This window comes from Stappia sp. ES.058 (assembly GCF_900105595.1).
Classification (GTDB): Bacteria; Pseudomonadota; Alphaproteobacteria; order Rhizobiales; family Stappiaceae; genus Stappia.
Genome location: NZ_LT629784.1, coordinates 3,883,155 through 3,898,350, shown reverse-complemented (window position 1 = coordinate 3,898,350; position 15,196 = coordinate 3,883,155). Strand labels below are relative to the sequence as shown.

General features: G+C 52.7%; 19 protein-coding genes. 11 read left to right on the top strand and 8 right to left on the bottom strand.

The window, feature by feature from the left end; genetic code table 11:
- Positions 1–395 precede the first annotated feature (395 nt).
- Genes BLU32_RS18170 through BLU32_RS18160 form a run of 3 tightly spaced genes read right to left on the bottom strand, consistent with a single transcriptional unit; the run spans position 396 to position 1,824 of the window.
- Positions 396–719, bottom strand: a complete 324-nt coding sequence (locus BLU32_RS18170) for a hypothetical protein (protein ID WP_093809284.1) — start codon at positions 717–719, stop codon at positions 396–398.
- Positions 720–775: 56 nt separating this feature from the next.
- Entirely contained in the window at positions 776–1,516 is a 741-nt protein-coding gene (locus BLU32_RS18165) for a hypothetical protein (RefSeq protein ID WP_093809282.1), read from the bottom strand.
- Positions 1,517–1,518: 2 nt separating this feature from the next.
- A complete protein-coding gene (locus BLU32_RS18160) occupies positions 1,519–1,824 on the bottom strand; it encodes a hypothetical protein (RefSeq protein WP_093809280.1) in 306 nt (101 codons plus the stop codon).
- A 247-nt stretch (positions 1,825–2,071) separates the two neighbouring features.
- Between BLU32_RS18160 and BLU32_RS18155 the strand changes: the two genes are divergently transcribed.
- Entirely contained in the window at positions 2,072–2,692 is a 621-nt protein-coding gene (locus tag BLU32_RS18155; RefSeq protein ID WP_093809279.1) for a recombinase family protein, read from the top strand.
- Between the two features lie 3 nt (positions 2,693–2,695).
- Here the strand turns inward: BLU32_RS18155 and BLU32_RS18150 are convergent, their stop codons facing one another.
- The 5 genes from BLU32_RS18150 to BLU32_RS21900 form a co-directional block, all read right to left on the bottom strand.
- A complete protein-coding gene (locus BLU32_RS18150) occupies positions 2,696–4,417 on the bottom strand; it encodes a ParB/RepB/Spo0J family partition protein (protein WP_093809277.1) in 1,722 nt (573 codons plus the stop codon).
- Positions 4,418–4,544: 127 nt separating this feature from the next.
- Positions 4,545–5,054, bottom strand: coding sequence for an antirestriction protein ArdA (locus BLU32_RS18145; RefSeq protein ID WP_093809275.1), 510 nt, complete (start codon positions 5,052–5,054; stop codon positions 4,545–4,547).
- A 434-nt stretch (positions 5,055–5,488) separates the two neighbouring features.
- Complete coding sequence (locus BLU32_RS18140) at positions 5,489–7,069, bottom strand: DUF4147 domain-containing protein (protein ID WP_093809273.1); 1,581 nt, start codon at positions 7,067–7,069, stop codon at positions 5,489–5,491.
- A 3-nt stretch (positions 7,070–7,072) separates the two neighbouring features.
- A complete protein-coding gene (locus BLU32_RS21905; RefSeq protein WP_157727740.1) occupies positions 7,073–8,149 on the bottom strand; it encodes a hypothetical protein in 1,077 nt (358 codons plus the stop codon).
- Between the two features lie 56 nt (positions 8,150–8,205).
- The gene (locus tag BLU32_RS21900) at positions 8,206–8,634 is read right to left on the bottom strand and encodes a hypothetical protein (protein ID WP_157727739.1); all 429 of its coding nucleotides are present in this window, start codon (positions 8,632–8,634) and stop codon (positions 8,206–8,208) included.
- 194 nt (positions 8,635–8,828) lie between these two features.
- Between BLU32_RS21900 and BLU32_RS18130 the strand changes: the two genes are divergently transcribed.
- The 10 genes from BLU32_RS18130 to BLU32_RS18095 all read left to right on the top strand — a co-directional run bounded on the left by BLU32_RS18130 (position 8,829) and on the right by BLU32_RS18095 (position 15,195).
- Positions 8,829–9,638 (top strand): SprT-like domain-containing protein, encoded by an 810-nt coding sequence (locus tag BLU32_RS18130; protein ID WP_093809269.1) that lies wholly within the window; start codon positions 8,829–8,831, stop codon positions 9,636–9,638.
- An 18-nt stretch (positions 9,639–9,656) separates the two neighbouring features.
- On the top strand, positions 9,657–10,988 hold the full coding sequence (locus BLU32_RS18125; protein WP_157727738.1) for a hypothetical protein: 1,332 nt from the start codon (positions 9,657–9,659) through the stop codon (positions 10,986–10,988).
- Between the two features lie 89 nt (positions 10,989–11,077).
- Positions 11,078–11,545, top strand: coding sequence for a hypothetical protein (locus BLU32_RS18120; protein ID WP_157727737.1), 468 nt, complete (start codon positions 11,078–11,080; stop codon positions 11,543–11,545).
- 9 nt (positions 11,546–11,554) lie between these two features.
- Complete coding sequence (locus BLU32_RS18115) at positions 11,555–11,797, top strand: hypothetical protein (protein ID WP_093809263.1); 243 nt, start codon at positions 11,555–11,557, stop codon at positions 11,795–11,797.
- Positions 11,787–12,311 carry a hypothetical protein gene (locus BLU32_RS18110; protein WP_093809261.1) on the top strand — a complete coding sequence of 175 codons (525 nt, stop codon included), beginning with the start codon at positions 11,787–11,789 and terminating at the stop codon, positions 12,309–12,311. Before BLU32_RS18115 ends, BLU32_RS18110 begins: the two co-directional genes overlap by 11 nt.
- Entirely contained in the window at positions 12,308–12,685 is a 378-nt protein-coding gene (locus BLU32_RS21895; RefSeq protein WP_157727736.1) for a hypothetical protein, read from the top strand. Before BLU32_RS18110 ends, BLU32_RS21895 begins: the two co-directional genes overlap by 4 nt.
- Positions 12,682–12,969, top strand: a complete 288-nt coding sequence (locus tag BLU32_RS21890) for a hypothetical protein (protein WP_157727735.1) — start codon at positions 12,682–12,684, stop codon at positions 12,967–12,969. Before BLU32_RS21895 ends, BLU32_RS21890 begins: the two co-directional genes overlap by 4 nt.
- A complete protein-coding gene (locus BLU32_RS18105; protein WP_157727734.1) occupies positions 12,966–14,420 on the top strand; it encodes a type IV secretory system conjugative DNA transfer family protein in 1,455 nt (484 codons plus the stop codon). Before BLU32_RS21890 ends, BLU32_RS18105 begins: the two co-directional genes overlap by 4 nt.
- Positions 14,417–14,671 carry a hypothetical protein gene (locus BLU32_RS18100; RefSeq protein WP_093809257.1) on the top strand — a complete coding sequence of 85 codons (255 nt, stop codon included), beginning with the start codon at positions 14,417–14,419 and terminating at the stop codon, positions 14,669–14,671. The genes BLU32_RS18105 and BLU32_RS18100 overlap by 4 nt, the downstream gene beginning before the upstream one ends.
- Positions 14,671–15,195, top strand: a complete 525-nt coding sequence (locus tag BLU32_RS18095) for a hypothetical protein (RefSeq protein ID WP_093809255.1) — start codon at positions 14,671–14,673, stop codon at positions 15,193–15,195. The genes BLU32_RS18100 and BLU32_RS18095 overlap by 1 nt, the downstream gene beginning before the upstream one ends.
- The last annotated feature ends 1 nt before the right edge of the window (position 15,196 follow it).

The window sequence follows — 15,196 nt, the reverse complement described above, 5'->3', positions numbered from 1 at the left end:
GGATGTCCCCTTGAATGGCGATCAAGCGGCCAGTCGCTTGTGCATGGCCTGGCGCCGGTGGAGAGGCAGTTTCTCCGGATCTGGCGAGGTGGTTTCAAGGGGCGTCGATAGGCCCTTTGACCGATGGGGCGTCGGGGAGAGCGGCAATCTCCCTGATGAGTGGGCTGGCCGGCGATACGGCCTATGGCGCGGTAAGGCTCAATGCCGAGGACGGGCCAAAGCCGGAGGGGATGCAACGGGGAACGCGCAGCGGGTTCCCCTTGTCAAGATGGTGCGTGTACTACACCGCACACATCTTGCGGTAAACGTAATACAGCCCTGAAATCGGATTTGTACTACACGTATTACGCGGAAAAATTTGGTCTTGAACCAGAATGAACTGGCTCACCGAAGGGTCATAGAACCGCAGAGAACAGGCTCTTTAACCAGCCTATCAGCCCCATGATTATATACATAGACATGCCAATCATGCCGAAGGCGAGAAAGAACCACCCAATAGCATAAGCAAAAAACCGTGTTACGGGATTATCCAGATCAACTTCTGTCTGGCCTGGATTCAATTCGAATACCGAGCGGTGTTGTTGGGGTGATTTTATCTTTTTGGGCTTCTGTTTCAGAGAAGCGTCCAAGTTCTTCAATTCCACATAATAATATGTGCTCATGAAATTGTCCGGCGCGCCAATGGCCGCCTTGTAAAAGTCGCTCCCTTTTTTGCCCATGACGTTTCTCCTGAGTAAGCAAACTGGAAATTTCGGGTGAGAGGTGAGCGGCTGAATTAGCCGGGCACGTTTGCGTCGAAAGTTTTGACGTGGAGGTTTTCCGGTGTGGCCGGATTTGCGGCAGGCTGGATATCGGCTTTGAGGTCTGGTGTGACTTCTGGGCTCTCCAGACCGGGGATATGGTCACGAACAGATTCCGGCATGGCATCGAGCAACTCGGCATCAAGATCTTCGAGCTCTTGTTCGCTGATTTTACCGTCAGCGATATCTTCTCTGGCGGCGTCCACTTTTTCCTGAAAATCCAGAATGTCCTGACGCTCTTGCGTTAGCTGCTTCCGAGTATCGAGCTTGCCTTCGTAAGTTTCGGCACTTGGGTGCCCATCTGGAATGGCCATCGGGTCCAGTTCGTCAGGCTCGACGATTTCGCCAAACTCATCGATGACATAGCTGCCATCTTCAGATTTAAAGACGCGTCTGCCGTCCTCCATGACGTAGGCTTGGCTCAGTAGCTCATCGACCTCGGCGTTAATCAGGTCCAACTTTTCCTGATTTTCCATCAAGGCGATAACGGTTGCCTCATCATAGGCGTCGAGTTTGGTTTGGAACGCCTGAAGTTGCTCATTGGTCGCCATGACAGCAGCGCTGACCACGGTGTCCATCATGTCGCTGAGTTTCTCATCAGCCTTCTCGCGGCGCTCGCGCTGATCCTGAGCCTTGATGAACCATTTCTGCTGCCGCAACCAATCGGAATGGCGGCTTACGTCATCGCTTCTGAAATGTTCACCAAGCTGCACCATAGCTATTCCCCGCATTCCTTCTTGATCAGAACATGAAGAAGAACGCCGACAGGTTTGTCCTCATGGCGGCGAAACCACGCTTCCATTTTGGTCCAGCCTTGCTTATCGAGCTTGTCATACCAGCCGTAAAAGCAGTTCATGCCGTCTTCGCTTGGGCGATCTTTCAGGAACCGCGCATAGGCTAATCCCTCGACTACGCCGGAAACGTAGCTGACCATCTGGTCATTGTTCATTTTGTCGAGGACATACCCGGCATTTAAATTCGTCGCGCTCGCTGCGCTCGCGCTGGTCATGGCCAGTGCGGCCATCACGGCAGCCTGCTGCGACGTGCGGCGCAAAAACGACCGTTAATGCGATAATTAAAAATGGAACAAAGGCAAATTTGTATTCCATCTGTCAAATATGGGAAAATATTGAAATGACAGGGAAAATAGAATTTCAGAGAGCCGACGAGGTTCGGAAAAGTAAAGATTTAAAGCCGCAACAAAAACGGTCGGTTATGTCAAATAGAAATCAGCTCTTTAGATATATGTAAGTTATTGAAATAATTGAAAGATGAAGGAAAATTCACACGATGGCAGGAAAATAGGATATTTGCGTGTTTCGCGCGAAAACCAATGCCTTGATCGTCAAATTGATGGCTTGTCAGCTATTTGCGATGAAATGCGATTGGAGCGCGTATCTGCCGCTTCCAGGTCGCGCCCTGTTTTTGAGAAGCTTATTTCGGACCTTCGGCGCGGTGATTGTCTTGTCGTTTGGGATATTGACCGGGCTTTTCGCTCAAGCTTCGACGCGCTCAAATGTTCGGATGATCTTTTGGAGCGCGGTATCGGATTTCAGATAGTTGCGATGAATCTCGATACGTCCACCCGGCATGGACGGTTGGTCTATTCTATTATGGCGGCCATCGCCCAGCATGAGAGAGAGCATCTGGTGGAGCGTACCCGCGAGGGGCTTGCCGCCGCCCGCGCCAGAGGCGCGCGATTGGGCCGCCCGCCGAAACTTTGTGACACGGAACTTTTGGAAGCTAAGAGGAAATTGGAGCAAGACGAGATTTCGCTGTCTGATCTCGCTGCTAAAAAGAATATGCATCCATGGAGTTTGGTCAGAGCGATCAGGCGGCTTGAGACAAGTTCGGCCAGCGGTGACCCGCTGGCCGACAGCTTAAAATCCTGAAAATCAGCTATATTGCTTTTTAACGCTGGCATAGCGGTCAATGGCATCAATGCCGCCGCGCCTTGTATAGCTGCGCATTGGAAATTCCATGTAGCGCGGTTTCCAATTCGCTTTGGCTGGTTTTCTGGTGCCATCAAGATATTGGGCAATAACCTGCTTTTGAACCTTGGCGGTTGATGCAATATGGGCGCTCGCTGTTTGCTTGCCGCCAATATCGGCCAGAACGGTATTGATGGCTTCTTTGTCACGAAGCAAATCCAGAAAGGTCTGATCGGCCTGCCAGACATCAAGCATATTGGTCTTGAACATCGCGCCGAGTACCTCGACCGCCGCGCTTGCCGCAGGCAGCGTTTCAGCGACAACAAAGGTGAAAACGCGCTGAACGTCCTTGTCTTTCATCTTGAGCAGCTTGGCAAAAACGGTGTCGAAATCGGCGCTGCGCCAAAACTCTCCTTTCTTGGCAACCAGTGTCTCGCCTTCTTCATCATGCAATCCCAATAGATCGCGAACCGCATCACGTTCGGCTATGAAGGCGCTCTGTGCCTTGTTGTGAGTTAAGCTTTCGCTGGTCGCATCATTGGAAGCTTTTTGCGGGTCGGCTTCGCAGGACCACAGGGTAGAGCCTGCGATGATCTGGGCCACGGCCAGCCGCAAAGCAATGCCTTGATGGGATAGAAGCTGGCAGCGCACGGCGGCATGTCTGTGCAGGTCCAAATAATTCTGCATGGGGCCAGTGAGTTCGGGGCGCTGCGGTTTTTCTGCTTTTTCACCGCTGAGAACCCGTTGCAGCTTCTGGGCTTCCTTGCGGGTCAGATAACCCTCGTGGCAGGCCACTTCGCCGTTGGCGTTAATCTGGATATAGACCCTGCCGCCTGCATCTTTCGGGGTCGCTTCATGTTCCCAGCTATACCAATGCTCGCCAATATCCATGACAATGACTTCGCGCCAGCTTTTGGCCAGATATCTTTCTTTGGCATCGGCGATGGCCTGATTTTGCAGTGACCAGAACTTCCCGATATCGGAAAAATAGGCTTCCTCACCGAAGAGGTCCGAGACAACCGCGCCTTTATAATCGGGCAAGTCAAACAGCGCCGCGCTTGTGGCAATGTGCTGACCGCCAAAAAGCCAATCCTTGAGAGCGCGTCCTTGCGGGGCGTAGTCATCATCACTTTTGTAAAGCCGTACCCATTCTTTTTGCTGTGCCTTGGTTGCCAGTGTCAGCGTCCGCACCGTTTCGGGGCGAATATCGCCGCTGCGATAAAGGTCTAAGACAGGCGCAATAAGATTGGCGATTGCCATACGTTGATTGACAAGGCGCTCACTCACGCCGAACTGGCTGGCAATATCCGAAGGCGACAACCCTTTGCCGGAGAGCGCGGCAAAAGCCTTGTACTGGTCGATTTCATCCATCGGCAAACGGGCGATGTTTTCGGCCAGAGATGCTTCAATGGCTTTGGCATCGTCGCCATCATCCATGATGATACAAGGCACGGGCTGGGCGGTGTTTTCTTCGCCGTCATCAAGGGCGATCTTCTTGAGAGCGTTGTAACGGCGCTGGCCTGCGATGATTTCAAATCCTTCGCAGTTTGGCCACACAAGTAGCGGCTGCACAATGCCGAGCGAGCGAATGCTCGGAATGAGGTCGTCAACATCGCTGCCGCCTTTCTTGCGGACATTGATTTTAGTGGTCTTCAGCTGATCGAGATTGATGTGTTGCAGTTGCATGGTTTTGTCCTCCTGTTGAATGCAAGTGGTTTCAATCGGTGCGTGATGGCACCAGAGGACAGCGCGGGAACTGATTGAAGTTTCAGACACTCGCGGCGCTGCCCTGTGCTGGCATCAGGGCAGCGCATCAGGCGCAGCGGTAAATGAGCCGCTGGCCTGCGATTTCAGTTTCTGAATAATCAACCGCCAGATCACGGGCGATGGCGTCGTAATCTAGGTAAAATTGCAACCGTTCGGGGATGTCGCCGAATAACCCTTCATCGACAAACTGCTCGGCCAGCTCTTTCATGCTGTCCAAATGATAAATGTCGATGTCCACGCGGTCCGGGTCGATTGCTACTTGTTCGTGATCGTAGCCACATTCACCAACGGCGAGGACATAGCGGGTCTTATGATCGTCTTCCCACTCAAGGGCGGCTTCGATAAAGGCCGCAATATTGCACTGGCTAAGGCCCCACGCCGCCGCAAAGGCGGTGTCGATGTCTTCGCCATCAATGAACTGGATTTCAAATTCTTCGACCTTGTCGCCGGAGCGGTTTTTAAGGCCGCTGGCCTTTTTGTCATATTCTTCAATCGTCTCGAAATAAAATCCTACCGCTGAAATGTCGTAGGGTTGGGCGTAAAAAAGTAGTGTCATATCGGCCTCGCAACTGCTGAAAAGGGTTCAAAACTGCGAAGCCTTCAAAGAGAAAACCCCGCGCATGAACCCTTGCCAAGCGGCGAGCGACCCTGGTCTGTAACAAGTAAAATGACCGCGGCTATAAGGCCGCGGACTACACAGGGCGATCGGTCAAAATCCGCCGATGGGTCAATGACCTTCTCGGGAGACCGCGAATAGCGGCGGAAGATCATTGAACCACAGCCGGCAGGCGTCGGCGGTTTTGATATAAGCTGGTCTTTGGGTTCCAAGCGCGTGGCATCCACGCGCCGGATATTAAAATGGCGGCCAAGGCCGCCGCATTATTCCAATCTGTCAAGGATCGTCACCCGCATGGGCGAAAACCGAATTCCGGGTTTCGTGGAGCGTGAGCGCAATAGAGCCTGCCCGGACAGAAAAATCGCTCGTTAATTTTAACTCACTGGCTCGATCAGGATTGCCCTTAAGTCACTCATACCGGTGCCTGTTGGACCGGTTACGATGAGGTCATCCAGTTGCTGGAAAAAGTAGAACGAATGGTGCTGGCGCAGAAATGTTTGGGGATCGATATTGGATGCTCTGGCACGAGCCAATGTTGTCGGACTTATAAACGCTCCTGCCGCGTCCATTGTTCCATCGTGCCCATCTGTGTCTACAGCTATCGCTGAAACCCCTGCCTGGCCATCAAGCGCAATTGCAAGGCTAAGCAAAAATTCCGCGTTTCTGCCACCCTGACCAATACCGCCCCCGTTGTAGTCTACCGTTGCTTCACCTCCTGAAACTAACATGACCGGGTGCTGGTGACGTTCTGCAATAACCGCGCGGCAGCGATTTGCAAACTCCTGCGCCATATTCTGGGCTTGTCCTTCCAGCGCGCCAAGATTGACGATCTCAGTCCCTTCCAACACCTCGGAATCTGCAAAATATTTGAGCATTAAATCCCAACTGGTTACGATCTTTGTTGTCGTTCGTTGGAAGCATGGGGCGTCGGGACTGGGAGGGGCCAAATCGGGACTTTTCAACACGGCATCAACCGAAATGGGCGTGTCGATCCGATGCCGATGCAGGATTTCTGCCACCTCATCGCTGGTGACATTAACTGCGCGTGTCTGGGAGCCACCGACCTGCGCGATACTATCGGCCGGCCCATCATGAATAACCAAGGTTACAAGCTGAGCGGGATAAGCTTCATTTGCGAGCCTGCCGCAGCCATGTGCCGTCAAATAAGACCTAACCAAATTCATGTCGCTTAGAGACGCGCCCACCGATAGCAGGCGCCGGTTCAAATCAGACAACTCGCTCAGAGTAATATCGCCAATCGGGGCGGCAGTGAGCGCTGTCGCGCCGGGTGAGAGAAGCAAGACAACAAGGTCATCTTTCGTCAGATTTGAGATTAGATTTTGTATTTTCCCAGCCGCTGACAGTGCATTGCCGTCGGGGACTGGAAATCCTGCTTCGATCACTGCAAAGCGATCACTCGGCTCTCCTATGCCATAGGGTGTCAGAACAAGACCGTCCAATGGCCCGTCCCAATGAGTTTCGAACGCCTTTGCTGCGGAAGATGCCGCTTTTCCGATAGATACCAAGATGGTTCTACCCAAAGGCTTCTCGGGCAAGTTTCTAGGAATTTGCGCTTCAGGAGATGATTGAAAAATTGCGCTTTCAAAATGGGATTTCAGTTTGTTCTTGGTTCTTATTTCATCCTGAGAAAGGAACCTATTTACGCTGTTCTTAATGAGAAGATCGTAGTCGTCGGCGCGGCTAAGTTCGGGGAGCTGAAGTTGTACATTGTCAAACAATGCGTCAGAGATTTTGCAGCCTGAGAAATTCGCTCCTGAGAGGGCCGAGCCCGTGAAATTGAAGCCGCCAAGATCGCAGTTGCTAAAATCTACGCCGCGCAGGTTGGCGTATTGAAAGCTTTTTGAAGGGTCCAGCTTCGCGATCTTCACAAGCTCAAGAAAATTTTCTGTTTCGGCCTGTTCAACAGCCTGAATTCGCTCGGAAACGCTAGCCATGACCTAGACTCCAACCTTCTCGCAAACCGGCTTGATTTGGTACTTGTGGACGTTCAAAACGAGCCACCCTAAGAGATGATTGCTCTCGCCATATTGTTCGGATTCGATGAGTGAAATCAGGGCTGCCTTGGTATCGGATGCCAAGCTCTCACCATCTGCATAAACAAGGCTCTTTTCTTGCTTGTTAAATTCAAGCTGGGCTAGAAATTCGATTTCGTTTTCTATGGATCGAATTTTTAGGAAATGTCCCTGCTCAAGAATTTCGTATCGGCCATCAAGATAGCCTGGCTCTGACCTAAGGCGCATGCTGGTGTCCGAGCCGGAACCAAACAGTTTGGCAAATTTCCCCTCTGACAGATTTCGTTCTCTATTGTACCAACTATTATACTCAAGAGATGAAACGTCCTTGCCGGTGAAAAGTAGCCGCACAACAAGCTCGCCAAAGCCATATCGCCGCCCGTTCTCATCAGGAGTAGAAAGCGCTGAGACTTCAAGAAAGATAGCGACATCCCCGCCGGTGCGCGGAGGCTGGCGATCAAAAAGAGAAAACGAACATATTTCTCTTAAGACGGCTTTCGCCTCAACGGGGTAGAGCCCCCAAAAGCAAGCCGGGTTTTCAGCAACCTTTTCTGAACCCGACTCAGCGCTTTGCGCGCGCATCCCAGGAGTTGCTTCAAAAACGACGATTCCTTTTTCACGCAGGGTTTTATTAAAAACAAGCTTATCGATATTCTCAGCAAAACTAAGATCGGCCAGATGCGCATGAAGGCGGTAATAAGCTGCTAGCGCATTTTCACCAGTGGATTGTCCGCGTGCCAAAGCGTAAACAATGTCGTCGTCAAAGTTCTTAATTGTATCAGCGGATATGTCGAATTCGACCTCTGCCAGCCAGTTCTGCCAGCGCTGATGGCGATCTTTTTCTGTACGCGTCGGAGGGACATTGCCGTTGTTGCGAAATCGTTGCAACTCTTTACCGACAGCCATTTTAAATTCGCCGTAATGTTCGGCCCGCTTTTTGATATATGTATCCGGTATCAGTCTCCTAAACTCTTCGTAAGTACGTACTGCGCGAGCTTTCAACTTACATTCCCTCAAGTTATCTGCGTGGGGAAATCTGCCTTAGGTTCTTAATAAAATCAACGGATTGGCTTTGGCGCCTTTAACCCTTCAGTGTGCCCTTTGATATTGCTGTATCGTCCTCCATACATCTTTTGCTTAACCTCGCCCGTTATCTCATCGCGAAAAATCGTACTGAGTTCGTTCTGTCCGCGGGCAACATCTTCTTCTTCGTCTACAACGATACGAAAAAACTCCGCGATATGGACACCGTTTTCAGGATTTATACGAACCATTGCCGGGCCGCTAAATCGGTGAAGAAGGTTTCGATGGTGCCAAGCCATCTCTGTCGGACGTCCCTGGTCATCAAACTCAACACTTGAAGGTCGACCATCGGGCGGACTATGAAATTCGCCAGTCAAAAGACGAATATTCATCTCTTTCGGTATGTCTGTCTCCGGATAATAGTCTACTTCAATCGTATATATTTCTTTTATTCCGTTTTTCATCTCTTAAATATCAATTAATCAAATAATAAGACAAATAAATACTTTGTGTGCATAATTATGTCAAGTAATTTTACGTTTAAATAAAGTATTATCAGAGCGCTTCTGTTTTTTGCAGAAAATTTCACAAGCGTTCTGTTGGCGCTTCTGCGGCAAAAAAGCGATCCCAAGGCATATGAAAAACCTTGGAGAGCTTAATGACCTCTACAAACAACCAAATTGCAAAAACCCCATCAGGCGTAGTCTCTGCAGGCAAAAATTTTCAAAATTCTATTGTACAAAATAATCCTACCGCCAGCTCGCAGACAAACTACCGTCCAGCTGTAGAGGTTCCGCAAGAATTCATCACAATTTTCGATGAGTTCAATTCCGCCTTTTGGGACGGGGCGCTGTCTGATTGTATCTTTACCTACACCCACCAAACGAGAATTCTCGGATATTATTCCCCGAAGAGCCTGGTTCGCAGTAGTGGCGAACGATGCGCCAAGATTGCACTCAACCCTGTCCATTTGGCTCTACTGCACCCGATTTCGGCTACCAGCATTCTTGCCCATGAGATGGCGCACCATTGGCGGCACACACTTGGTCCCGTCGATAGCAAAGGCAATCGCGGTAGCGTCGGATATCACGATAAAGCCTGGGGTGACGAGATGAAGCGCATCGGTCTCTTCCCTTCCAATACTGGTTGCCCCGGGGGAAAGGAAACGGGCCAACAGGTGATGCATTACATCATCCCGGATGGCCCTTTCGATCAACTCGCAACACGGCTCTTTGAGAGCGGTATGCGCTTCAATTGGCATGAAGCCATAGACGCTGAGCCCGCCAATAGCTTCGACAAAGCCAACCCCTTCGCTACAGGGCGCAGCCGAAAGACCAAAGTTCCGAAGAAAAAACAAACGCGCGCGAAATTCACTTGCAGCGTGTGCGGCTTGAATGCCTGGGCGAAGCCACAGGCGGCCCTGACCTGCACTACCTGTGCAAAGCCTTTGATCCTCAGCGAAAAATAGCAAAAAGGAGCATGAAACATGGCTGTCCTAAATACACTAGAAGGCGGTACGCCGCACGGCCGTAAGCCGAAATCAAAAACCGCTGACAAGGTAAATAGTAGGCATCCAAACGATGTCGCTGACACGACTTGCTCGTCTAACAATACCACCCCGCATTCGCTGTATGCCATTTTACAAATACTCCCTCGTGCAATCCATCGCTGGCTTCGGTCCAAGCGCAGCAACTCCAGCATCTTGTTCAAGAAAGTGACGTTCCGCGAAATGCTGACCGGCATTTTGCTGATGATCCCAAGCACCGCCACGGTCATGCTGACCTATTACGGCGTGTCGGTTCCGCTGACCGAACTTGGCGGTGATATTGTCCAGAAAGGTCAGGCGCTCGCCTTTGCCATTACCATTGGCGTCTTTTCGTGGCTGGGCTGGTTTTACCTCTTCGGCTTGATTTACCGCCTGCGCGGCAAACGGCTCGGAGCTTCTCTTGCTGCCGCCGTGTTTTACGTACTCTCCATTGCCGCGATTGATGCGCCGTTCAACATGCTGGCGCTCGGCGGCGGTTCGGCAGTGCAGATGACGCTGACCGATACAACGATATTTTATGAAGATCAGAAGAGTGCCATTTTTGCGCGTGCGACGATGGCGCAGCGCCTTGTTCCAGCGATTCAGGCTCAAGCCGAAAGGTTCCGCAAGCTCGAAGAGGGTGAAATCAAGCACGGGACCTATTCGGGTAGTCCCGGCCCAGGAAAAGTTTCGTCTGGCTTTGGTCAGGTTGCCAGTCTGCTCGATACAACGTTGACTGAACTTAAATCTGGCATTGCCGCGTCCCAGCAGCTGCAGTCACGTATCAGCGCGGCATCAAGCCAGCTTAAACGCGCAACCTTTACGCAAGGACCGATCCGCCCGCGTGTTGAAGCTGTATCTAACGCTGCCGATCAGATGGACGACCTTTTGGGTCGGCTTTCTCAACTGGATTACGCGGTATCGATAGAAGCAACGCTTACGAGCTTAAAGGCAATTTTTCCGGCACCGACAACTGCCTCATCAGCGTTCGAGAAAAATCAGAATGCACAGCTTGGCATCATTGCTGAGATGGCGAAGCCGGTGGCCGAAGCGTTGCAGTCAGCGGCAACACAGCTCCGCGCTATCGACGAACCCGAACTCAAGCGCGTTCGGCCACAAGATGCAATGACCGCCATCCGCACCAAGTGGAAACCGCTGTTTCCGCAGTGGCTGGCGGCCGTCTTCATCGATATCGCGCCAGGAGCGTTGCTGATCATCCTGATTACAGCCTTCCGCGAGGTTGAAGCGCGCAAAGGCGATGAACACGACGACGACCAAGTCTCTTCCACCTGACCCGCCACCAACATTCTTTGAAAGGAAGGATTATGAGCGTTTCCCGTCTTCTTGGAACCACCGCCGCCGGAGTACTCACTGGAGCTACGATGTTCGGCATCACCGCTCTCATTGCCCGCGATTTTGACGGAAAGAATGCGCTGATGAATTTCGGTGCGTCGGTAGCGGATTTTTGGAAAAACTTCGACAAGCCGGAAGAGGATCTGAAAACGGCGCTGAAAGGCGTTGAAGACATTACGTTCTTCGCCCGTAAGCGCATTGAAGGTACGAAGTACGAGGTTTCAACTGGCACCACATTCGCCTCTAGTGCGGATGTTGTTGCGGGCACTATCAAAAGCCAGTGGTGCTACATCAGCGCCGGAGGTGGTGATGTGTCCACTCGCATCGACCTTGGCAATGCCCAAGGAGGTGCAACTCCGACCTACACTTCATTGGAAAATGCCCCAAAAGGAGTGCTGAGCGATATGGGCTTCAGCGCCGCCGCTTTGCGGGCGACTGCCAAGACTCACTGCCAGTTCGGCGCCTTCGATCCGCGCGAACGCTCAGACAATAAGTGAGGGCCTGAGATGCAGCGTTTTCTTGGTTTTTTGAGCGACATCCTGTCCACCATGGGTTTCGGGCTGTTGATCGCCCTTTGCCTTATGACCCTGTTCGTGACCACAAATCCCGCCATCAAGGGCATCATTGATGAAGAAGGCGCAGCGGAAGTCTCTACCCGCCCGCCTGTGACCCTGATTATTACCTGCAAGACGCGTGAGAGCGGTTATCCCCGCTGCCGCCCTGGTAGCGGAGGCAACGATGCGCGCTGATTTGTCCAGCTTACCGATGAGCGGAGGTCTAATGATGGGCGCCGCGGTCATTGCTCTTACCGCCTACTTTGTTGCTGGACCTCTGGTGGCCAAGCGCACCATCGCGATGTCGGGATGGGAAACACAATGCCAGGCTGGCCTGCGGGCCAGCATCCGCCGCGAACATAAAAGCGATGCGCCATTAGATGCCTTTGATTGCCGCGCGATTGCCGGGCAATTCGATCCTTCAAGCGCAGGGCTATGCGGCTTTTTTGATCTGTTAAGCGCCCCGGCGCGGGCCGCGCAGGCCCGCGCCCAGAAGCTGGAAACAAGCCGTATCAACGCGGCTCTGGAGGGTGTGGAGACCACTTGTTCCTGCGCCATTGCATTGGCGGTTGAAGAAAAGCGGATGCCCTTCGCACTCTATGCCGGCTCCTTACGTATGGTCACGCCGGAATCTGTCGCACGCCTTCAGGCGACGCTCGACAGCGCTGCACGCGCACCAAAATGCAAATTTAACGGAGGTGCAAAATGATCTTTGGTCATCTCCATATTGATGAGCGATCTGTCTCAACACACCGGGATAGCTACCTGTTGCCAACTCTTTCAGTTGTCTCTGTGCGCAGGCCACTTCTTGCTCCTGCGCTCATTCTGGCGGGAGGCATTAGCGGTTTCGCTGCAGCGTTTTCTGATCTGCTTTATCCCGGTGAGATTGAGGCCTGCATTGGCATCGCCATCGGCGCTGCTTTCAGCGGTTTCCATCTTGCACAGCTCCAACTCCTTTCCCGCGATTTACGGGGCAGCGAACTGACAGGCGCAGTGTGGGGCACGCGTGGCGAACTCGATGCGAAGCGCAGAGAAATTGTTGCAGCGCTACCCGTTGCCGCTAGCAATGGAGGCGTTGCATGAGTGCGTATAACGCCTTTGGGGACATTGTCAGGATCAATGTCAATTTGCTGGTGGCAACAATCTGTGGCGCGAGCGCATTTTTCATCTGGCCAACATCGATTGAATGGTGGGGCTTTGGCTTCCTTTCCATTCTTCTTGCCATTTCGTCATTCAAATTGCTTGTTCGCGCTATTGCCTTGATGCGCAAGCTCAAGCTGTTCGCGGAGTATTCAAAGCGTGCCCAGCCCAAGTCTGCAACACTCGCAAGCGCCGAGGCGCTTCGCAAAGCGGGCATGCTGCGATGAGCGGCCTTTTGCAAAAGCTTTTTCCGGCGGGATTAAACCGAAAGGCCCGCCGGGGCGCCTCCGGGGATTGCCGGCGAATACTCGGTTTTTCTCTGGAAGACGGCAGCCCGATTTTCGAGCCGGATAGTACGTCTTCGTCGCTGATCTATGCAGCGGCTGGCGGGGGTAAAACGACCTGTGTGGCCGTGCCGGAAGTCCTTTCCATGCTGGCCGATACAGACCGGTCTTTAGTCGTGAATGATGTAAAGTCCGGAGAGATTACCGCGCAGCTTATCAGGCTCTGTCAATCTTATGGCCGCAAAGTCGCGGCCCTCGATGACAACAGTGAGCTCGGCGATGAGTTCGCCCCATATTGCATTTCTCTCAATCCACTCAGCAACTTGATAGCGGCGTATCAGGCCAAGAGTTCCAGCCTGATGCTGGAAATTGAAAACGTCTCGCACATCTTCATCAACGAGCCGAAGGACGATCCAAAGAATACCTTCTGGCGACAGGTTCCGCGTGAATTTCTTGAGCTTGCGATACTGATCTTGATTAGCCGTTTTCCCAATCTGGCAACGCCAGGCGGAGTTGCGGCTTTCTTATCCGATCCGCAGATGTGGATGAGCGCGGTTGCGACAGAGGCCGAAGAAGGCGCGCCGCTTACCCGCTCGCGCGCCATGCAGATCAAAGAGCTGCATGACAATGATCCGGAGCATTACAGCCAGCATTATCTGGCCGCGCTTTCAGCCCTTCGCATCTTTGCACCGGGAGGACCGCTGCAAGATGCGGGAGCGCATGCCGAGATTACGCATGAGCAGCTTTTAAAAGAAAACTACATCGTTTTCCTGGTCCAGAACCAGCGCAATGCGGCGCGGCTTGGCATCTATTACGGCCTGCACTTTAACGCCTTTACGAGCGCGCAAATGGCTGGCGGCTGCGGCCGTACCGATCTCGTCTTCGATGAAGCGGCCAACACGCCCGCGCGTGACATGATTGAAAAAGTCACGATCCAGCGCGCCTTTGGTCTGCGCACGCTTTTTATCGCGCAGTCCCGTTCAGATATGCAGCGGCAAAATGGCGACAAGCTGATTGCGACATTGGAAGACAATGTTCGTGTCGTCCAATGGCTCAAATTTGCCAATGTCGAAGAAGCCGAACGTGTCAGCCGCGCCATGGGTGAGCGCGAGACATTGAGCTCCAGCCTCAATTACAATTCAGGCAATCCTGAATTTTCCGGCGGGCTTAGCACGGGCCGCGAGCGGATATTCACCGCCGAAGAATTAATGCGCCTGCCGCCAAATTGTCAGGTCATCTATGTCAGCGGCGTGGGCTTTATCGTGTGCGAAAAAGCCAGCCAGCAACATCTTGCGCCTTACTGTCATGAGATTGCGCCGAACCCGCTTGAAGGCGGTGTTTTAACACCTGATCCGCGTGTCCGCATCGCCGCGCCGCCCAGGAGGCGCACATGAAAAAACCTCGTTTCCTGCGCGCGGTTTATTTCATCTGGCTGGCGGTGCCGGTGGCCGCTTATGTGGCCGTTGCCATCTACGGCCTGCCGCATGTTTTAACCAGCACGCATGGCCGAACCTATGCAGGCCATAAGCAGCGCATTCATTCCCGCTGCAATTACTCGGGTCCCTATGGCCGCTTTGAAGTGCATTTTCCCCGCGATGGCGCGTGCGCGTTCATTCGGTTTTTTAAGCTGAGGGGGGCGCGCTGATGTCTATCCAAAACGATCTTCGCCGCGCCTTTGAACTGGCCAGTTTGAAACGCGAAGCAAAGTTCATCCTCACGCCCCGTGAATGGAAAACCTATCAGGACATCGTGAAGGTTCATGAGGCCCGGCGCGTGCACGAAGATAAGGCCTACAGGAATGAATTCGACACGCGCGTTGAGATGGCGCGCAGGCGCATAATCAATGAGGCCGGGCGCAAAAACAAAGACTTGAAGCCCCGGTTTCTCGGCAGAGATGCCTTGAACAAAGACGACATCAACCGCCAGGCCGTTCGTGATGTGCAGCATGCCCATCACAGGCGCTTAGCCGCCATCGATAAGATGCAGGCGCGTGAGATCAAACGCCTGATCGATACTTGCCAGCACGCCCGCGCAAAATCCCGGCAGTTGCATGAGGATTTCTCCCGCGCGGCAGATCGCAGGAGCGGCATTGAACGCCGCAATAAGTCTGAGCCGCAGGCACGTCAGCTCCATCGTTCACCATCCCTAAAACGCAGCCGCCAGCCTTAGG